The organism is Streptomyces sp. NPDC017246 (assembly GCF_044331325.1).
Lineage (GTDB): Bacteria > Actinomycetota > Actinomycetes > Streptomycetales > Streptomycetaceae > Streptomyces.
On record NZ_JBIRMW010000002.1, the window covers coordinates 245395 to 264486 of the forward strand.

A 19092-nucleotide genomic window follows, 5' to 3' on the forward strand; every position below is an offset into this window, starting at 1 on the left:
CGGCGTCATGGGGGTGCGCCGGCCCACCGGGAATCGCGGTCAGTAGCCGGCGACCGGCCGGCGGTGGCAGATGCTGCGGATCCGCTCCTGGACGCGTGCCCGCAGCGCGGGGTCGAGGGCGTAGGTGTTGTTGGAGGTGTTCTGGAGGTCGGTGAGCACCTCGTGGACGAGCTCCGCGACCTCCGCGACGTCGGCCTCGTCGAAACCGCGGGCCGCCATGCTGTTGCTGCCGAACCGCACGCCCGACGTGACGAAGGCGGAGTGCGCGTCGCCGACGATCCGGTTCTTGTTGACGAGCACACCGCACTGCTCCAGCGCCTTCTCGGCGTTGACACCGGTGACGCCGTACGACGTGAGGACGTCGGCCACGACGATGTGGTTGTCGGTTCCGCCGGAGATCACCCGCACTCCGCGCGCGACGAGCTGATCGGCGAGCGCGGCCGCGAGGTCGCGGACCCGGTGGATCCGGGCGGTGAACTCCGGCGTGGTCGCGGCCCCCAGGGCGTATGCCTTGGCGGCGATGCTGTTGACCACCGGCGCGCCCTGGATCAGCGGGAAGAGCCCGCTGTTCAGGGTCTGCTGGAGCGTGCGGCCGGTGGGGAGCACCATGTCGGCCGAGTCGCCGAGCATGATCAGGCCGCCGCGCGGGCCGTAGAGCTGCTTGTGCGTGCACGTGGTCACGACATGGGCGTGGGCCAGCGGCGACGGGTGCAGCCCGGCCACCACGAGACCGGCGATGTGGGTGATGTCGGCCAGCAGGTACGCGCCCACCTCGTCGGCGATGGCGCGGAACGCGGCCCAGTCGAGCGTACGGGGGTAGGCGGTGGTGCCCGCGATGATCAGCTTCGGCCGGTGCGCGAGCGCCTGGGCGCGGACCTCCTCGTAGTCGATCAGCCCGTCGGCCCCGAGGCCGTAGCTGTGCGCCTCGAAGATCTTGCCGGAGAGGTTGACCTTGGCACCGTGGCTGAGATGGCCGCCGGCATCCAGGTCGAGGCCCAGGATCGGGTCGCCCGGCTTCAGGAGCGAGTTCATGACGACCTGGTTGGCGGTGCTCGCCGAGTGGGGCTGGACGTTCGCGTAGCGGGCGCCGAAGGCGTGCTTGGCGCGCTCTACCGCGAGTTCCTCGACCTTGTCGACGTTCACGCAGCCGGCGTGGAACCTGCGGCCGGGGTAGCCCTCGGCCGTGACGTTGGCGAAGAAGCTTCCCTCGGCGAGCAGCGCCGCGGGGTTCACGGGGCTGCAGGAGGCGACCAGGGCGAGGGTCTCGCGCTGCCGGTGCAGCTCGTCGTCGAGGAGCCCGTACAGGGCCGGGTCCCCGAGCTCCATGGTGTGCAGGGCGTTCTCGTAGAAGGCCGAGAGCGGGGCGGTCGGAGGGGTCAGCGTGGGCAGTCCGACGGCTTGGGTCATGGGGCCGAATCCAAACTGTGAGGGGTAGGGGTCAGAAGTTCGGCGTCGAGAGCATCGCCGCGACCTTGCGGTCGGGGTCCTCGAAGCCGCGCCGGCCGTGCATCACGCGCTTGTTGTCGATCATGACGATGTCGCCGGCCTGCCACTGGAGGTCGACCCGCACCTCCTCGGTGGCATCGAGCGCGTCCCAGCGGCAGTGCTGCGGGATGGTCGATCCGTCCTCGAAGGAGACGAGCGCCCCGGAGCCCAGGTAGCTGTTGCACAGCGTGGGCGCGTCCACGTAGGGGGCCTGCGGGACCGCGGAGACGGTCCACTTCCAGTTGAGGTTGCCGGCCTCGTCGAAGTCGTACTCGAAGTCGTCGAAGGTGGCGAACAGCGCCTCCAGCTCGGCGCGGTCGGCCGTGCCGAACACGCGCTCCTGGTGCTCGGGGGCGGTCGGGAACGGCAGACGCCAGGTCAGCCGCAGCTTGTCGAACAGCTCGCGGGTCTCCGGGGCGAGCCGCTTGTACGCCTCGACGCCGTCGTAGACCGTCGTCTCGCCGTCCTCGTCGGCCGGCCGCACACAGTAGAACCACTGGAGACCGGGGTGCAGCGGGCAGTAACTCATCTCGGAATGCGCGGGAATGGGATTCCGGTGCGCGTCGACGAGGAGCACGGCGCCGTCGTCGGAGATCGTCTCCCGGTTGGGGTTCTGGTGGAAGAAGAGCTTCGACGAGAACTTCTGGACGACCGCGCGGAAATCATCCGCGGTGGCACCGAATCCACGGAACATCAGCGTGCCGTGCTGCTTGAAGAGTTCGGCGATCTCGGAGTGCGGGAGTTCGGCGAGGGAAAGGTCTGCGCTTTCGATCACCAGACCGTGGTGTTCGGAAAGGGGAGAAGTTTTGAAGGGGGTTATCGCCATGTGAATTCCTACGTGAGAGAGAGGCCCTGGCTTTTCATCACGACCGTGACGTTAGGCGGGCGTTCATACGGTGGGCAATACCGGTCTCCTGGACTGATCCGGTCATTGCAGGGGGTGTCCAATTCCGTCCACCGGCACCGGACACGATGTCCCCGGAACAGGTGTCACGGCTTTCGGGGGCGTGTGTTCACGCCCTCCTGCCGCGAGCATGGGAGGCCGACCGCCACACGCGGTACCTCCCCGTCCCGGCCAGCGGAACGGCGGCGAACAGCACTGGAAGGCAGGGCGGTGGACGATGACCTCGTGCTCGACGCCGTACGCGGCCGGCTCCCGGCTTGACCCGCTCCCGGCGGTCCCGGTGCTCGGCCCGGCCGACTGCCATGTCTGGTGGGCGGATCCGGCCACCGTCACCGATGCCTGCCTGGCCCTGCTCGACGAGACCGAACGGAGCCGGATCCCGCAGCTGCGCCGGACGGAGGACCGGCAGCGGTTCATCGCCGGCCGGGCTCTGCTGCGCACCGCGGCCGCCGGCTATCTCGGCCTGCCACCGAGGTCGGTCGAGGTGGTCGCCCGATGCCCCGACTGCGCCAGGAACCACGGAAAGCCCGAACTGCCGGGCACCGGCCTCCAGGTGTCGGTGTCGCACTCCGGCTCCCGGGTGGCCGTCGGCGTCACCCGCGCGGGTCCCGTCGGGATCGACGTGGAGGAGATCAGCGCGTCCGTGTCCCCCACGGAGCTGCTCCCCCACGTCCTCGGCTCCGCGGAGCCCCGTACCCCCGCCCACGCCACCACGAGCGGCTTCCACCGGATGTGGACCCGGAAGGAGGCGGTGCTCAAGGCGACGGGCCAGGGACTGCGGGTGCCGCTGTCCGAGGTGGGGGTGTCGGCTCCGGAGGAGGACCCGAGGGTGCTGTTCCTGGGCGGTCCCGCGGCCAGGCCCGCCGAGGACTTCGTCCTGGCCGACCTGGAGGCCGGTGCGGGCTGCGCGGCCGCGGTCGCCGTGATCGGCGGCGGGCGGCCCGTCTTCACCGCCTACTCCCGGAGCAGTCCCTCGGCCGCCACGTTCAGTTCGGGGCCCCTGCGGGCTGCGGGGCCCGGGCGCTGAGCGGCCTCATGTCCGTCCACACCCGCTCGATGTGGTCGAGGCACTCCTGCCGCTCGCCGCTGAAGCCCTCCGGCTCCCAGCCGGCCGGCAGCTCGCGGTCGGCGGGCCAGAGCGAGTACTGCAGTTCGTGATTGCGGACCACGAGCTGGGTGCCGGTGCCTTCGGTCGTCATGTCTCCACCTGCTGTCGTTGTCGGGGTTCGGGGTGCGCGGTCGGTACGCGCGGGGTGGTCAGGGCGGCGCGGACCAGCTGCGCCTTGTTGTGCGCACCGAGCTTGGAGCGGATGCGCTTCACGTACGTGTCGACCGTGTGCTGGCTGATGCCGATCCGCCGGGCCGCCTGGTCGTGGGTGCAGCCCTCGACCAGGTGCCCGAGCACTTCGCGCTCCCTCGGGGAGAGCGTGGCGACGCCCTGCCGGACAGGGGCCGGCCCCGGAGCCGCCACCCGCCGGATGGCGTCCACGAGCATCAGAGGCGCGTCGTCGAACGGAAGGGTCGCGCCCGTCCGCTCCGATCCCGCGCCCAGGCCCGTTCCCGGTCCTTCGGTCAGGAGGACCGTGCGGGCGGCGGGGACGGCCGACGGCAGCTCACCGAGCAGACGCCGGTCGAGCACGAGGCAGTCGACCGAGCCGGGCGCCACCGCGAACGGCGTGCTCGTGGCGAACGCGACCTGGATGTCGGCCTCCGCGTCGAGCAGATAGCGGATGCCGAGCAGGGCGAGCTGGTTCTCGACGAAGATTCCGGCACGTGTCATGTCGACTCCTCGTCTGCGCTGGTTCCGGTCCACTCCGGCTCCACAGGACCAATCTCCGTGATCGGAGCACCCACCGGAAGGCAACTCCGGTGGCCCGTTGGGGCCCTGGACACAAAGGGACATCGAGGCGCGGCGGTACGGGACACGGCACGCGGGATCACGGGAGTACGCCGAGGGGACCGGCCCACGAAGGGCCGGTCCCCTGGACGGTCACGGTGTCAGCGCTGCTCGGGGATCCAGCCGTTCTGCGCGGCGCGGACGCCCGCCTCGAACCGGCTGCGCGCCCCGAGCCGGGTCATCAGCTCGGAGGCCAGCCGCCGCGCGGTCCGCGGCGACACCCCGAGCCGCTTCGCGATGGTCTCGTCCGTGTGGCCCTCTGCCAGCAGGACCACGACGGTGGCCTGCTGGTCGGTGAGGCCCTGATCATCGGCCCTGCTCTCCTCGTTCAGCGGCCGGGCGTCGTTCCAGACGCTGTCGAACAGCGCGCACAGCGCGGTCAGCGTGCCCTGGCCGGTCAGCACCATGGCGCCCTCGGCGCTGTTGTTGCTGTTCACGGGGATGACAGCGGCCTTGCGGTCGACGACGATCATCCGGGTCGGCAGGGTCGGGACGGTGCGCACCTCGCCGCCCAGCTTGGACAGCCAGCTCACGTACTGGAGGGTGTGCGGGCTGTTGCGGGCGCTGTTGAGGTAGACCGTCCGCATCCGGACACCCCGGTCGAGGAGCTCCTGGTTGAGCGGCTTCGCGGCCTCGATGTGCTCCGGGCGCTGGGGCCCGTCCGGGGCGAAGGTCATGACCTCTTCCCGGGTGTCCCGGGTGAGGGCGGCGAGCCGGTCGCGGATCTGGTCTATCCCGGTCAGCCGCTCGCTGTGCGGCCGGGTGTCGGCCGGCCGAATCTCCTCGTACTCCGCGATCAGCCGGGCCGCGGCCGCCCGCGACTCCTCCAGCTGTTTCTGGTGCGCCGCGAGCTCGGCCTGCTGGCGCGCCATGAGCAATTCGAGGCCGACCTCGGGCGATACCGGCCACAGCTTGCCCTCTTGGTCATAGGAGGGACGCAGCAGCGCCAGTTCGCTCAGGGTGTCGAGACCGTGCCGGACCTGCTCCTGTGTGAGTCCCAGCCGCTCTGCCAGGTCCGCCACACCGTCACGTGGCCGTGCCAGGAGACCCCGGTAGACAGCCTCGGCCATGGAGTCAAGACCAAGCGACTTGAGCACAGCTCATCTCCCCCCCGGAGATCCTGCGGTTTAGAGGCTCCATCATCACACGCGTGGCGCGTTTTCTACAGAAGGCGGCCTGGACTGTACCGGCCATTGCCGGAATGGGACTTCTGTTCTTCTTCTTCCTGGTTCGTCCTTTGGGGAAAATGCCGGGTGTGTATCTCGTTCACACCGAACTCCTCAATAGGAAGGTGGAGTTGTGCATCCCTCAGAACCTCGCGGATCTCCTCCGTGACCTGGCGCTTCCCGGCGACGGTGTGGAGCACGTGGTGGTGCACACCCGTCCGGACAACGGAGTGACGGTGGGGGTCTATCTGCTCGCCGACCGTCTCCGGGTCGCGGAGGAGACGGCTGCGCGGCTGTGCCTGCGCGCGGTCGCCGAGATCGGTCCGCTGCCGGGGTGGCGGGTCGGCCGCTCGGAGGCGCCGCTGCTCGCGCCGTACGGCTTCGACGGATTCGTGGGCTGAGCCCCTGGACGTGGCCCGCTGACCTCTTCGGTCCAGGGCCCGTTCCGTCCACCGGAAGTCCCTTCCGAACGTCTTTCGGATTGGCGAAGCTTTGTCGCATCGAAGGAACATCCCCACCGACTCGTAAGGGACTCATACCTTGCTGCGCTTCCGTTCCACCCGCTGGGCTGCAGTTCTCCTCACGGCTCTCGCTCTGCTGGTCCCGGTGTTCGACGAGGCCGGTGACTCGGCCGACACCGTGGTCACCGCCGCCGTCCTGGACGACATGATCTGGGGCTGACGCCCGCCCCGACGCCTCGGCGTCGATCTCCGGAACGGGACGCGGGCGCCCGAGGTGCCCCTTCCAGAAACGCCGAACGGCATCGAAGACAGAGTCTTCGATGCCGTTCCGTCGTTGTGCGGTCCCCTCCGCCGCAGGCCCGTTCAGGCCGTGCGGCGCTCCCGCTCGCGGCTTCGCCACCGGGCGAGCAGGACCGGGAAGTCGTCCAGGACCTCGCCCACGAGGACCGGGTCCCGCGCCGGCTGCGCCGCTCCGGCCTGCTCGCACTCCGCGCAGAGGGCCATCCCGAGGCTCGCGACCCACGTCCCGTGCGGAACGCCGCAGGAGTCGCACTCCGCGCTTCGCCGGCCCGCGACCATGTCCCGCCCTCCCTGGAGACGCCGTCAGCTCCCAGGGGTCTTCCCCGTCACGTCGAAAACGAACGGCGTTTTACGGCCACGTCCCGGCGCCCCGGAGCGCCCACCGCTCAGCCCGGGCGCTTCGGCAGAGTGCGGTAGCCCGGGTGGACGCCCGGGGTGAGGCCCTGCTGCTCGGCGATCCGCCCGAGGAGCGCCGTCAGCCGGGCCCGGTCCTCCGCGTCGAGCGACGCGAACAGGTCGTCCTCGTGCAGCGCGGCGACCTCGCGGACGCGTCCGAGCGCGCGGCGCCCGTCGTCGGAGAGGTACAGCTCGTGGTGGCGGCGGTCCTCGGTGCTGCGACGGCGCTCCACGAACCCCTTCTTCTCCAGGGCGTCGATGAGCGCGACGACCCGGCTCGGGACGACGCCGAGGTCGGCCGCGAGGGAGCGCTGACTGCGTCCCGGGTCCATGGCGATCATCCGCAGCAGGCCGACGTCCGGCGGCGCGAGGCCGAGTTCGCCGACCCGTTCCCCGAAACGCCCGGCCGCGTGGGCTCCGAGCTGGGCGAGCAGGAAGGCGCCGAAGCGCGGGGGCGCGGCGGCGGCCGCTTCGGGATCTTCGCGTGGTTGCCGGTCGGTACTCACAGGGTTATGGTACGAGACAAGAATGATTCTCTCCAGTGAACTATTCACCTTAGAGAACGGACAGGACTCGTGTCTGCAGAGACCCGGACCGACCCCCGCCACCCGACCGTCGCCCCCCGGGAGCGCCGGGAAGCCCAGGGAGGGCCGCCGCCGGGCGTGCTCGCCGTGGTGTTCACCGCGCTGTTCCTGGCCGGGCTGGTCCTCGGCACCGTGCTCGCCGGCGGTGATCCCTTCCCCTCGCCCTTCGGTGAGACCGGCGAGATCGTGGCGTACTTCCGCGCCCACTCCGACGCCGTCCAGGTCTCCGGAGCCCTCCAGTTCGCCGCCGCGATCCCGCTGGCCGTCTACGCCGCCACCGTCTCGGCCCGGCTGCACAAGCTCGGCGTCCGCGCCCCCGGCGCCACCATCGCCCTGGCCGGCGGCCTGCTCGCCGCCGGATTCCTGGCCTGCTGCGGACTGGTGAGCTGGACCCTCTCCCGTCCGGAGGTGCTCGAACTCCCGCCGCTCGTCCGGACCCTGCAGTACCTGGCCTTCGCCACCGGCGGCCCCGGGCACGTCGTCACGCTCGGCCTGCTCGTGGCCGGCATCGCCGTCCCCGGCCTGCTCGCCGGACTGCTGCCCCGCGCGCTCGCCGTCGCCGGCCTCGTCCTCGCGACCCTCGCCGAGCTGGCCACCCTCACCCTGCTCCTCGACGGCGCCGCCCTGCTGCTGCCGCTGGCCCGCTTCGCCTGCCTGGGCTGGCTGATCGCCGCCGGGTTCCTGCTCCCCCGTCACCGCACCCGCAAGGAGCACTGACATGACCGAGAACACGAGCGGGAACACGCCCGGGAGGCCGACCGGGGCCGCGGCACGGAAGCCGCCCCGCGAACTGACCGAGAAGCTCGTCCGTTTCCAGCAGCCCGAGAAGACCCTGCGCTACCTGGGAGAGCTGCCCGAGACCCGGCTGGCCGGCCTCTTCGGCCTGGACACCGACGACTACCGCGCGCTGCTGAGGGACTTCGACGAACAGGCCAGGTCCACCGCCGCCGAGCTGCTGAAGGACCCCGGATTCGCCGACCGGGCCGACCGGCTGCCCTTCCGGCCCGGGCAGCGGATCGTGGCCCTCGGCGAGAGCACCACGGCCGACCGGCTCTCGTGGTTCTCGATCCTGCGCCACCTCCTCCCGGACGGCGTCGAACTCGTCAACCTCGCGATCTCCGGCCTCACCACCACCGAGGCCCTCACCCACCTGTCCGCACTGACCTTCCCGCGCCCCGACTGGGTGCTGTGCATGCTCGGCGCGAACGACACCCGGCGAATCGGCCGCGGCGCGGGGACACCGGGCACCCGGCTCGTCGGCGAGGCCGAGACCGCGCGGAACCTCCTCGCGCTCCGGGAACTCGGCGGGCAGGCCCTCTCCGCCGAGAACCGCTGGATCTGGCTCACCCCGAGCTCCGTGGACCAGGAGCGGGCCGACGCCTACCCGCACTTCCACCGCGCCGGGGTCGGCTGGTCGAGCGAGGACGTGGACGGCGTCGCCGACTTCCTCCTCCGACGGCCGGAACCCACGGTCGACACCCGACGGGCCACCGCCGGACTGCACCTCGACGACGGCATCCACCTCACTCCGGACGGCCAGCGAGCCGTCGTGACCGCCCTCGTCGACACCCTGACGGAGAGCACGACGGCGACGGCGCCGACAGCGGTGACGCCGGCAGCGGCAACCACAGCGACAGCGCGAACGGAGGCGGAGACATCATGAAGCTCCTGCTCTTCGGCGTCACCGGCGGTACGGGCGCGCGGCTCCTCGACCAGGCCCTCGGCGCCGGCCATCAGGTGACCGCCGTCGCCCGCCGCCCCGCCCGGGTGCCGGTCACGGACCCCGGCGCGCGGCTGACCGTCGTGCCCGGGGACGTCCTGTCGCCGGAAGGCTGGTGGCAGGCCGTCCCCGGACACGACGCGGTCGTCTCCTGTCTCGGCAGCACCGACCGCAGGCACCCCACGACCGTCTACTCCCAGGGCACCCGCAACATCGTCGAGGCCATGCACACCGCCGGTGTCGGCCGGCTGCTCTGCCTCTCCTCGGCGGGCCTGGAGATCACCCCCGGCGTGCGGCCGGCGCAACGCCTCGTCACCCGGCACGTGGTCCAGCGGCTCTACCGCCACGGCTACGCGGACATGGCGCGGATGGAGACCTTCCTGGCGTCGAGGTCCGCCGGCGACACGGCCTGGACCGTGGTCCGGCCGCCGATGCTCACCGACGGCCCGCTGACCGGGCGCTACCGCACCGCGGAGAACGGCCACCTCGACCGGCCCAAGTCCCTCTCCCGCGCCGATCTCGCCCACTACCTCCTGACCGGGGCCGGCGACGCGCGCGCCCACCGCGCCGTCGTGGAAGTCGCGTACTGAGCGGGCCGGGGGGCCGCAGGGGAAGGAGCTGACGACCACGCACGGGAAGGCCGGAACCAGCGCACTCATATGTGCGGCTCCCCGCACGCACGTGCGCTCGGTGCGGAACAATGGTGCGGTGACCTCTCCCCGTTCCCCGCACTCGTCCGCCCCGGCGCCCCGGCTGATCGCCACCGACCTCGACGGCACGCTGCTCCGCGACGACAAGTCCGTCTCCGAGCGCACGGTCGCCGCCCTCGCCGCGGCCGAGCAGGCCGGAATCGAGGTCTTCTTCGTCACCGGCCGCCCGGCGCGCTGGATGGATGTCGTCAGCGACCACGTCCACGGCCACGGCCTGGCGATCTGCGCCAACGGCGCCGCCGTCGTCGACCTCCACGCGGGCGGCACCTTCCTGGAGGTGCGGCCGCTGGAGCGGCCGGTCGCCCTCGCCGTCGTCCGGGCCCTGCGCGCCGCCGCGCCGGGGACGTCCTTCGCGGTCGAGCTCACCACCGGCATCCACTACGAGCCGCAGTACCCGCCGTTCTTCCTCGACCCCGGCGCGACCGTCGCCACCGCCGAGAAACTCCTCTTCGAGGAGGCGCCCGGCGCCGCGGCCCCGGTCCTGAAGCTGCTCGCCCAGCACCCTGAGCTCGACCCCGACGTGTTCCTGGCGGTGGCCAGGGAGGCCGCCGGCGACCGGGCCTCGTTCACCCGGTCCAGCCCGACCGCCCTCATCGAGATCAGCGCACTCGGCGTCTCCAAGGCGTCCACCCTGGCCCGGTGCTGTGCCGAGCGCGGCATCACGGCGGAGGAGGTCGTCGCCTTCGGCGACATGCCCAACGACATCGAGATGCTGAGCTGGGCGGGCCGCGGGTACGCGATGGGCAACGCCCACCCCGACGTGATCGCCGCCGCCTCCGGCCGTACGGTCGGCAACAACGACGACGGGGTCGCCGTCGTCATCGAACAGCTGGTGGCGGAGAGGCTCGCCGCCACCGGGGACGAGCCGGCACAGATTTGAGGGCGCCCGCTACAGCGGGGCCTCCCACACCACCGTCGTCCCGCCGCCGTCCTCCCCGATGCCCGGCCCGCACCAGCTCGCGCCGCCCAGCGACTCGGCCCGCCGGGCCAGATTGCGCAGGCCGCTTCGGCGCCCGCCCGCCGGGATGCCGATGCCGTCGTCCGCGACCTCCAGCCGTACCCCGGCGGAGCCGTCGGGGAGGGTGACCCCGGCGTCGACGACCACCTCGATCCGGCCCGCCTCCGCGTGCCGGAAGGCGTTGGACAGCGCCTCGCGCAGGGCGGCGACGAGGTTCTTGCCGGTGAGTTCGCCGACCATCGCGTCGACCGCGCCGAGGAAGCGGTGCGCGGGCTTGAAGCCGAGCGGCACGGCCGCCATGTTGATCTCCCGCAGGACACGGGTCCGCAGCCCCGACGGGGCCTCGGCGGGCCCCTGCTGGAGCGCGAAGATCGCCGTACGGATCTCCTGGATGGTGACGTCCAGCTCGTCCACGGCCTTGCCGACCCCGTCGCGCACGGCCGGCACGATCGACCTGCGCTGGGCGCTCTCCAGCATCATGCCGGTGGCGAAGAGGCGTTGGATGACGAGATCGTGCAGGTCACGGGCGATCCGGTCGCGGTCCTCGTAGACGGCGAGGCGTTCCCGGTCCCGCTGCGCGTCGGCCATCATCAGGGCGAGGGCCGCCTGCGAGGCGAACTGGGTGGCGAGCGTCCGCTCCATCTCGGTGAACTGACGGGCGCCCCGCAGCCGGGGCGTGGCGAGCGCGCCGAGCACCCGCCCGCCGCTCTGCAGCGGCAGGATCATGCTCGGCCCGTACGGGGAGGTCAGCCGGCTGATCATGCGCGGGTCCGCCGAGGCGTCCGCGACGAAGACCGCCTCGCCCTCCAGGAGCCGCTGCACCACGGCGCTCTCCGGCGGGATCACCACGCCGAGCGACTTCGTGGACCGGGGCGAGGAGACGGCGACGATCTCCAGACCGCCCTCCTCGGCGGGCAGCAGCACGATCCCCGCGTCCGCGCCGGCGAGGCGCCGGGCCTGTTCGGCGACGACCGTGAGGGCGTCGTCCGCGTCACCGCCGGAGAGCAGCGCGGTGGTGACGGCGACGGAGCCGTCGATCCACCGTTCGCGCTGCCGGGCGGCCTCGTACAGGCGGGCGTTGCCGATGGCGATGCCGGCCTCGGTGGCGAGCACCCGGACCATGTGCACGTCGTAGTCGTTGAACTCGCCCCCGCCGTGCTTCTCCGCGAGGTACAGATTGCCGAAGATCTCGCCCTGGACCCGGATGGGGACGCCGAGGAAGGTTCGCATCGGGGGATGTCCCGGCGGGAAGCCCGCCGCGCGCGGATCGGTGGACAGATCGGCGAGACGGATCGTCCGGGGGTCGCGGATGAGCGCGCCGAGCAGCCCGGCGTGGCCGTCGGGCCGACGGCCGATCCGGTCGGCCGTCTCCTCGTCGACGCCGAAGGTGACGAAGTCGGACAGGCCCTTGCCCTCCTCGTCGACGACGCCGATCGCGGCGTAGCGGGCGTCGGCGAGTTCGGCGGCGGTCTCGCAGATGCGGTCGAGGGTGGAGTGGAGTTCGAGCCCGGTACCGACCGAGCGCATGGCTTCCAGGAGCTGTGGCACGCGGGCGGTGAGCTCCGTGGACAGCCCCTGGAGGCTGCGGGTGGCCTGGGTGGCGGCTTCCAGGGGGTCCGGGGCGTCGGACTCTGCGGCGGTCATGGGCTTGAGCCTAGTAAGTCCTATTTGGCGAGAAAAGTCGGCCGGTCTCCCTTGTGCGGATCCCTGGTTCCGGTCGTCGTCTCCGCCCCCGCGCCGACGACGAGCAGATCGGTCGCCCGCTCCTGCTCCAGCATCCGGCGCAGTGGCCCGTCCGTCTCGGCCAGCTCGGCGTACGGGCCGCGTTGTACGGTCCGGCCCTCGTCGAGGACCAGGACCTCGTCGACCGCGTCGAGTCCGTGCAGCCGGTGGGTGATGAGGACGGTCGTACGGCCTTCGGTGGCCCGGAGCAGATCGTCGGTGAGGGCGTCGGCGGTGGCCAGGTCCAGGTGCTCGGCCGGCTCGTCGAGGACGAGGACGGGGAAGTCGGCGAGCAGGGCGCGGGCGAGGGCCAGGCGCTGTCGCTGACCGCCGGAGAGCCGGGAGCCGTGCTCGCCCACGAGCGTGTCGAGTCCTTGCGGGAGTCCGTCCACCCAGTCGAGCAGCCTGGCCCGGCGCAGCGCCGCACGGAGTTCCTCGTCGCCCGCGCCGGTACGGGCGAGCCGCAGGTTCTCGCGGACGGAGCTGTCGAACAGGTGCGCGTCCTGGGCGCACAGGCCGACCAGGCGCCGGACGGCGTCACCGTCGAGTTCCCAGGAGGGCACACCGCCGAGCCGGTACACGCCGCTCTCCACGTCCAGGAACCGCAGCAGCACCTGGGCGAGCGTGGTCTTGCCGGAGCCGGAGGCGCCGACGACGGCGACCCGGCGCCCGGCCTCCAGAGTCAGCCGGAAGTCGGCGAGCGCGTCCCGGTCCTGCCCGGCGTGCCGGGCGGAGAGCCCGGACAGCTCCAGCGGGAACGGGCTCGCCGGGGGAGTCGCGGGCCGGGCCGGCTCGTGTACGGGCACGGGGGCGTCGAGCACCTCGAAGACCCGCTCGGAGCTGTGCTTGACGCGCTGCCGGTACTGGACGGCGAGCGGAAGTCCGGTGACGGCCTCGAAGGCGGCGAGCGGCGTGAGGACGACCACGGCCAGGGCCACCCCGTCGAGCCGCCCGTCCTGTACGGCCTGGACGCCGACGACCGCGGCGGCGACGACCGTCAGGCCGCAGACCAGGGCGGAGAGACCGGCGCCGAGCGCGGCGGCCGCGGCCTGCCGGGAGGCGATTCCGGTGAGCGTCCGGTCGGCGTCCCGGGCCCTCTCGATCCTGCCGCGCAGCGCACCGGCCACGGTCAGTTCGGCGCAGCCGCGCAGCAGATCGGCCACGGCGGTGGCCAGGGCGCCGCGCGCGGGGGCGAGCCGCCGTTCGGCCCGGCGGGCGAGCGATCCGCCGATCGCCGGGACGGCGACGCCCGCGATCAGCAGGCCCACGGCGAGGACGGCACCGGCCTCGGGCAGCAGCCAGGCGGTGAATCCGGCGGAGGCGACGCCCACGACGAGCGCGGCGCCCGCGGGGAGCAGCCAGCGCAGCCAGTAGTCCTGGAGCGCGTCGACGTCCTGGACGAGCCGGGCGAGCAGGTCTCCTCGGCGTGTGCGGCGCAGCCCGGCCGGGGCGATCCGCTCCAGGCGCCGGTAGACGGAGACCCGGAGCTCGGCGAGCATCCGGAGCACGGCGTCGTGGGAGACGAGCCGCTCGGCGTACCGGAAGACGGCCCGCCCGATGCCGAAGGCGCGCGTGGCGGTGACGGCCACCATCAGATAGAGCACGGGCGGCTGTTCGGAGGCACGGGAGATGAGCCAGCCGGACACGGCCATGAGCCCGACGGCCGAGCCGAGCGCGAGGCTCCCGAGCAGCAGCGCGAGCGCCATCCGCCCCTTGAGCTCCCCGGCCATCCCCCGAACCCGCGTCAACACCGACCCACCGGCGCCGGGTACGTGCTCCGCGCCGGCACCCGGACCGGTCTTGAGCGCCGCTTCCGCGCCGCCACCTCCCGGACCGGCTGCGGGCACGTGCTCCGCCCGGGGCGGAACGGGGGGGTACAACCCCGCGGCGGCGCCGCGCTCCTGCTCCCCACCCGCACCATCGGCAGCACCCGCACCGGCAGCGCCGGCGCTCGCACCGGCGGCCACGGCCTCCGCCCCCACCCGCACCACCCGGTCCGCCACCGCGAGCAGCGCCGGCCGATGCGCCACCAGAAGCACCGTCCGGCCCACCGCGAGCCGGCGAACCGCGTCGACCACACCCGCCTCGGTCTCACCGTCGAGCGCCGCCGTCGGCTCGTCGAGCAACAGCAGCGGCCGGTCGGCAAGGAACCCCCGGGCGAGCGCGAGCCGCTGCCGCTGCCCCGCCGAGAGCCCGGCACCGTCCTCGCCGAGCGGGGTGTCCAGCCCCTGCGGCAGGCCCGCGACGAACCCGTCCGCCCCGGCGTCGCGCAGGGCTTCCCGTACGGCCTCGTCGGAGGCGTCCGGGCGGGCGAGGCGGACGTTCTCGGCGATCGTCCCCGCGAAGAGGTACGGCCGCTGCGGCACCCAGGCGATCCGCGACCGCCATGCCTCCAGGTCGAGCGAGGCGAGGTCCTCGCCGCCGACGCGGACCGAACCGCCCTCCTCCGGTACGGCGAATCCGAGCACGACATCGAGCAGCGTCGACTTCCCGGCTCCGCTCGGCCCGACCAGGGCCACCGTCTCGCCCGGTTCGACCGTCAGCGTCGCCGCGTCGAGCGAGGCCTCGGCCCGCCCGGCATGGCGTACCGTCACCGCTTCGAGCTCCAGGCGTACGGAGTCCGGGGCGGCGCCCGTGCCCCCGTCCCGTACCGGCTCCTCCAGGACGTCGAAGATCTCCTCCGCCGCCGCGAGGCCCTCCGCCGCCGCGTGGAACTGCGCTCCGACCTGCCGCAGCGGGAGGTAGGCCTCGGGCGCCAGGATCAGGATGACGAGCCCGGTGTACAGATCGAGGTCGCCGTGGACGAGCCGCATGCCGATGGTCACGGCGACGAGCGCGACCGAGAGCGTCGCGAGGAGCTCCAGGGCGAAGGAGGAGAGGAAGGCGATCCGCAGCGTGCGCATCGTCGCCTGGCGGTACTCCGAGGTGATCGCGCGGATCGACTCGGCCTGGGCCTTCGCCCGGCCGAAGATCTTGAGGGTGGGGAGCCCCGCCACGACGTCCAGGAAGTGCCCGGAGAGCCGGGAGAGCAGCTTCCACTGCCGGTCCATCCGGGCCTGGGTGTACCAGCCGATGAGGATCATGAAGACCGGGATCAGCGGCAGGGTGACGACGATGATCGCCGCCGACACCCAGTCCTCGGTGACGATCCGCGCCAGGACCGCCACCGGCACGACCACCGCGAGACCGAGCTGGGGCAGATAGCGGGCGAAGTAGTCGTCGAGGGCGTCCACACCTCGTGTGGCGAGGGCGATCAGCGAGCCGGCCTTCTGGCCGCTCAGCCAGCCCGGCCCGAGCGCGGCCGCGCGCTGGAGAAGGCGGCCGCGGAGTTCGGACTTGACCGCCGCGCTCGCCCGGTGGGCGGCGAGCTCGGTCAGCCAGGAGACCAGCGCCCGCGCCGCGGCGACTCCCACGAGCAGCAGCAGGGCGGTGGTCAGATCGGAAACCGACTGGCCCTTCTGGAAGGACCCCACCACGATCTCGGCGATGAGCATCGCCTGGGCGATGACCAGCGCCGCCCCGACGAGGCCGAGGACGACCACCGCGATCAGAAAGACACGGGTGGCCCGGGCGTACCGGAGCAGGCGCGGATCGATCGGTTTCACGTGAAACATGCTCCCCTGGGAAGGGCCGGCTAGTGAGCGTCGGCGATGTGGTGCGTACCGATCCGCTTGCGGAAGACCCAGTAGGTCCAGCTCTGGTAGAGCAGCACCAGCGGGGTCGCGATCGCCGCGCACCAGGTCATGATCTTGAGCGTGTAGGGGCTCGACGACGCGTTCGTCACGGTAAGACTCCACTCGGGGTTGAGCGAAGACGGCATGACGTCCGGGAACAGGGCGAGGAAGAGCATCGCCACGGCGGCGGTGATGGTGACGCCCGAGAGCGCGAACGACCAGCCCTCGCGCCCCGCCTTGATCGCTCCGACGGCACCGACCAGGGCCACCACGGCGATCAGCATCGCCACGAGGCTCCAGCTGTCGCCCGTGTCGACCTGGGTCCAGATCAGGAAGCCGAGCGCGAGGACCGCCGTGGCCAGGCCCAGCCTGAACGCCAGCGCCCGCGCCCGCTCCCGGATGTCGCCGACCGTCTTGAGCGAGGCGAACACCGCGCCGTGGAAGGTGAAGAGTGTGAGCGTGACCAGGCCGCCGAGGAGCGCGTACGGGTTGAGCAGGTCCCAGAAGGTGCCGACGTACTCCATGTCCGCGTCGATCTTCACGCCCCGGACGATGTTGCCGAAGGCCACGCCCCAGAGGAACGCGGGGATGAGCGAGGTCCAGAAGATGGCCTGCTCCCAGTTGCGCTGCCAGTTCTCCTCCGGCCGCTTCACCCGGTACTCGAAGGCGACACCCCGGATGATCAGGCAGACCAGGATGATCAGCAGCGGCAGGTAGAAGCCGGAGAAGAGCGTCGCGTACCACTCGGGGAAGGCGGCGAAGGTCGCGCCGCCGGCGGTGAGCAGCCACACCTCGTTGCCGTCCCAGACGGGTCCGATGGTGTTGATGAGGACGCGCTTCTCGGGCCGGTCACGGGCGAGCAGCTTGGTCAGGATGCCGACCCCGAAGTCGAAGCCTTCGAGGAAGAAGTAGCCGATCCAGAGGACGGCGATGAGTACGAACCAGACGTCGTGGAGTTCCATGCCTCGATCTCCTGAGCCTCAGTACGAGAAGGCCATGGGGCGGTCGGGGTCACGAGAGTCCCCGCCGATCTTGGTGGACGGGTTGAGGTCGTCCTCGGTGAGCTCCGGCGGGCCCGCCTTGATGTACTTCACGAGGAGCTTGACCTCGATCACGGCGAGAACCGCGTAGAGCGCGGTGAAGACGATCATCGAGGTGAGCACCTCGCCCGTGGTGGTGCCGGGGGAGACGGCGTCCCGGGTGCGCAGCACGCCGTAGACGACCCAGGGCTGACGGCCCATCTCGGTGAAGATCCAGCCCCAGGAGTTGGCGATCAGCGGGAACGCCATGGTCCAGAGGGCGACGATCCAGTACCACTTGCCCAGGCGGGGGCTGAGCGCCTTCCGCTTGAACAGGACCAGGTTCGGCACCTCGTCCTCACCGGTCCGCATCCCGGGGGCCAGCATGAACTTCTTGCGGGTCAGCCAGAGGCCGAGCATGCCGATGGTCAGCGAGGCCATGCCGAAGCCGATCATCCAGCGGAAGCCCCAGTACGCGACCGGGATGTTGGGCCGGTAGTCGCCTGGGCCGAACTTCTCCTGCTCGGCCTTGTTGATGTCGTTGATGCCCGGGACGTACGAGGTGAAGTCGTCGTTGGCGAGGAAGGACAGCAGGCCGGGGATCTCGATGGCGACGGTGTTGTGGCCCTTCTCGACGTCTCCGTAGGCGAAGACCGAGAAGGGTGCGGGCGCCTCGCCGTCCCAGAGCGCTTCGGCGGCGGCCATCTTCATCGGCTGCTGCTTGAACATCACCTTGCCGAGCAGGTCACCGCTGATGGCGGTGCCGAGGCCCGCGATGATCAGGGTGATCAGGCCGAGCCGCAGCGAGGTCCGCATCACCGGGATGTGCCTCTTGCGCGCCAGGTGGAAGGCGGAGATACCGACCATGAACGCGCCACCGACCAGGAAGGCCGCCGTCATGGTGTGGAAGAACTGGGTGAGGGCGGTGTTCTGGGTGAGCACGTGCCAGAAGTCGGTGAGCTCGGCCCGGCCGCGCTCCTCGTTGATGCGGTACCCCACCGGGTGCTGCATCCAGGAGTTGGCCGCGAGGATGAAGTACGCGGAGAGGACGGTGCCGATCGACACCATCCAGATGCAGGCGAGGTGGATCCGCTGGGGGAGCTTGTCCCAGCCGAAGATCCACAGACCGATGAAGGTCGACTCGAAGAAGAAGGCGATGAGCGCCTCGAAGGCGAGCGGCGCTCCGAAGATGTCACCGACGAACCGGGAGTAGTCGGACCAGTTCATGCCGAACTGGAACTCCTGCACGATGCCGGTGACGACACCCATGGCGATGTTGATCAGGAAGAGCTTGCCCCAGAACTTCGTCGCCCTGAGGTACTTCTCGTTCTCCGTCCGGACCCATGCGGTCTGGAGCCCGGCGGTGAGCGCGGCGAGGGAGATCGTCAGAGGGACGAAGAGAAAGTGGTAGACGGTGGTGATGCCGAACTGCCAGCGCGCCAAGGTCTCTGGCGCCAGAGCGAGGTCCACGTCGTTTTCTCCTTACATCGCCGTGGTCACATCGGCAGTTTGCCCTGCTTATCCCACTCAATACGGGATGAACAGGACACGCTTGTGAACGCGTTCACATTCACAAGCATTATGGCTCATACGAAATCCGTACCTTCGGTCGGGGGGTCTCTACCGAAGGCCACCCCTTCCCAGGGCCTTCAACATATTGTTGAATCCCGGGCATGACCCTTCGGATACGCATCGTCTGGCCGGCCGGACACACCACGGCCACCCTTGAGGAAACCCCCACGAGCAAGGCGCTCGCGGGGGCTCTCCCGATCTCCTCCACCGCCCGGACCTGGGGCGAGGAGGTCTACTTCGACACTCCGGTCTCCGCCTCCGTCGAGGACGGCGCGCGCCAGGTCGTCGACCCCGGCACGGTGGCCTTCTGGACGGAGGGCGACGCGCTCGCCCTCCCCTACGGCCCCACCCCCGTCTCACGGGGCGACGAATGCCGGCTCGCGAGCCCGTGCAACCTGCTGGGCGCGCTCGACGGCGACCCCCGGATCCTGGCCACCGTCCGGGACGGCGACCCGATCCGCGTGGAGCTCGCCGGCGGCTGACCGGCCGCCCAGGCGTGGAGCCGGGCGGCGGCTGACCGGCCG

Annotated in this window: 19 protein-coding genes; 8 read left to right on the forward strand and 11 right to left on the reverse strand. The window is 71.5% G+C overall.

Annotated elements, in window-relative coordinates:
* Window positions 1-39: 39 nt before the first annotated feature.
* Both glyA and ACH4MY_RS05815 read right to left on the reverse strand, forming a co-directional pair.
* Entirely contained in the window at window positions 40-1407 is a 1368-nt protein-coding gene (gene glyA / locus ACH4MY_RS05810) for a serine hydroxymethyltransferase (protein ID WP_397998050.1), read from the reverse strand.
* 31 nt (window positions 1408-1438) lie between these two features.
* On the reverse strand, window positions 1439-2260 hold the full coding sequence (locus tag ACH4MY_RS05815) for a TauD/TfdA family dioxygenase (RefSeq protein ID WP_397998053.1): 822 nt from the start codon (window positions 2258-2260) through the stop codon (window positions 1439-1441).
* Window positions 2261-2606: 346 nt separating this feature from the next.
* Here ACH4MY_RS05815 and ACH4MY_RS05820 point away from each other — a divergent pair, with 346 nt between their 5' ends.
* Window positions 2607-3416: a 4'-phosphopantetheinyl transferase family protein gene (locus tag ACH4MY_RS05820; RefSeq protein ID WP_397998056.1), complete on the forward strand. Its 810-nt coding sequence runs from the start codon at window positions 2607-2609 to the stop codon at window positions 3414-3416.
* Here ACH4MY_RS05820 and ACH4MY_RS05825 read toward each other — a convergent pair.
* From ACH4MY_RS05825 to ACH4MY_RS05835, 3 genes are all read right to left on the reverse strand, one after another.
* The gene (locus ACH4MY_RS05825; RefSeq protein ID WP_397998059.1) at window positions 3376-3588 is read right to left on the reverse strand and encodes an MbtH family protein; all 213 of its coding nucleotides are present in this window, start codon (window positions 3586-3588) and stop codon (window positions 3376-3378) included. The two genes, ACH4MY_RS05820 and ACH4MY_RS05825, sit on opposite strands and share 41 nt — an antisense overlap.
* On the reverse strand, window positions 3585-4169 hold the full coding sequence (locus tag ACH4MY_RS05830; protein ID WP_397998062.1) for a response regulator transcription factor: 585 nt from the start codon (window positions 4167-4169) through the stop codon (window positions 3585-3587). The genes ACH4MY_RS05825 and ACH4MY_RS05830 overlap by 4 nt, the downstream gene beginning before the upstream one ends.
* Window positions 4170-4387: 218 nt before the next feature.
* Window positions 4388-5383: a helix-turn-helix domain-containing protein gene (locus ACH4MY_RS05835; RefSeq protein WP_397998065.1), complete on the reverse strand. Its 996-nt coding sequence runs from the start codon at window positions 5381-5383 to the stop codon at window positions 4388-4390.
* Window positions 5384-5541: 158 nt separating this feature from the next.
* Between ACH4MY_RS05835 and ACH4MY_RS05840 the strand changes: the two genes are divergently transcribed.
* Window positions 5542-5853: a hypothetical protein gene (locus ACH4MY_RS05840; RefSeq protein ID WP_397998068.1), complete on the forward strand. Its 312-nt coding sequence runs from the start codon at window positions 5542-5544 to the stop codon at window positions 5851-5853.
* A 139-nt stretch (window positions 5854-5992) separates the two neighbouring features.
* Window positions 5993-6133: a hypothetical protein gene (locus ACH4MY_RS05845; protein WP_397998070.1), complete on the forward strand. Its 141-nt coding sequence runs from the start codon at window positions 5993-5995 to the stop codon at window positions 6131-6133.
* A gap of 143 nt (window positions 6134-6276) precedes the next feature.
* Here ACH4MY_RS05845 and ACH4MY_RS05850 read toward each other — a convergent pair whose 3' ends face one another.
* Complete coding sequence (locus tag ACH4MY_RS05850) at window positions 6277-6492, reverse strand: hypothetical protein (RefSeq protein WP_397998072.1); 216 nt, start codon at window positions 6490-6492, stop codon at window positions 6277-6279.
* 107 nt (window positions 6493-6599) lie between these two features.
* Complete coding sequence (locus ACH4MY_RS05855; RefSeq protein ID WP_397998075.1) at window positions 6600-7115, reverse strand: MarR family winged helix-turn-helix transcriptional regulator; 516 nt, start codon at window positions 7113-7115, stop codon at window positions 6600-6602.
* A gap of 69 nt (window positions 7116-7184) precedes the next feature.
* On the opposite strand from ACH4MY_RS05855, the gene ACH4MY_RS05860 reads away from it, so the two are divergent.
* The 4 genes from ACH4MY_RS05860 (at window position 7185) to ACH4MY_RS05875 (ending at window position 10503) form a co-directional block, all read left to right on the forward strand.
* Complete coding sequence (locus ACH4MY_RS05860) at window positions 7185-7910, forward strand: hypothetical protein (protein WP_397998078.1); 726 nt, start codon at window positions 7185-7187, stop codon at window positions 7908-7910.
* A gap of 1 nt (window position 7911) precedes the next feature.
* Window positions 7912-8856, forward strand: a complete 945-nt coding sequence (locus ACH4MY_RS05865; RefSeq protein ID WP_397998081.1) for an SGNH/GDSL hydrolase family protein — start codon at window positions 7912-7914, stop codon at window positions 8854-8856.
* Entirely contained in the window at window positions 8853-9503 is a 651-nt protein-coding gene (locus ACH4MY_RS05870; protein ID WP_397998084.1) for an NAD(P)-dependent oxidoreductase, read from the forward strand. Before ACH4MY_RS05865 ends, ACH4MY_RS05870 begins: the two co-directional genes overlap by 4 nt.
* A gap of 118 nt (window positions 9504-9621) precedes the next feature.
* Window positions 9622-10503 carry a Cof-type HAD-IIB family hydrolase gene (locus ACH4MY_RS05875; RefSeq protein ID WP_397998086.1) on the forward strand — a complete coding sequence of 294 codons (882 nt, stop codon included), beginning with the start codon at window positions 9622-9624 and terminating at the stop codon, window positions 10501-10503.
* A gap of 9 nt (window positions 10504-10512) precedes the next feature.
* On the opposite strand, the gene ACH4MY_RS05880 is transcribed toward ACH4MY_RS05875, so the two are convergent.
* The 4 genes from ACH4MY_RS05880 to ACH4MY_RS05895 are packed head-to-tail and all read right to left on the reverse strand — an operon-like array spanning window position 10513 to window position 18466.
* Complete coding sequence (locus ACH4MY_RS05880) at window positions 10513-12225, reverse strand: GAF domain-containing sensor histidine kinase (RefSeq protein WP_397998089.1); 1713 nt, start codon at window positions 12223-12225, stop codon at window positions 10513-10515.
* 20 nt (window positions 12226-12245) lie between these two features.
* The gene (cydD, locus tag ACH4MY_RS05885; RefSeq protein ID WP_397998092.1) at window positions 12246-15908 is read right to left on the reverse strand and encodes a thiol reductant ABC exporter subunit CydD; all 3663 of its coding nucleotides are present in this window, start codon (window positions 15906-15908) and stop codon (window positions 12246-12248) included.
* 29 nt (window positions 15909-15937) lie between these two features.
* Window positions 15938-16939, reverse strand: coding sequence for a cytochrome d ubiquinol oxidase subunit II (gene cydB / locus ACH4MY_RS05890; RefSeq protein WP_397998095.1), 1002 nt, complete (start codon window positions 16937-16939; stop codon window positions 15938-15940).
* An 18-nt stretch (window positions 16940-16957) separates the two neighbouring features.
* Window positions 16958-18466 carry a cytochrome ubiquinol oxidase subunit I gene (locus ACH4MY_RS05895; protein WP_397998098.1) on the reverse strand — a complete coding sequence of 503 codons (1509 nt, stop codon included), beginning with the start codon at window positions 18464-18466 and terminating at the stop codon, window positions 16958-16960.
* A 203-nt stretch (window positions 18467-18669) separates the two neighbouring features.
* Here ACH4MY_RS05895 and ACH4MY_RS05900 point away from each other — a divergent pair, with 203 nt between their 5' ends.
* The gene (locus ACH4MY_RS05900) at window positions 18670-19050 is read left to right on the forward strand and encodes a cyclophilin-like fold protein (protein ID WP_397998101.1); all 381 of its coding nucleotides are present in this window, start codon (window positions 18670-18672) and stop codon (window positions 19048-19050) included.
* The last annotated feature ends 42 nt before the right edge of the window (window positions 19051-19092 follow it).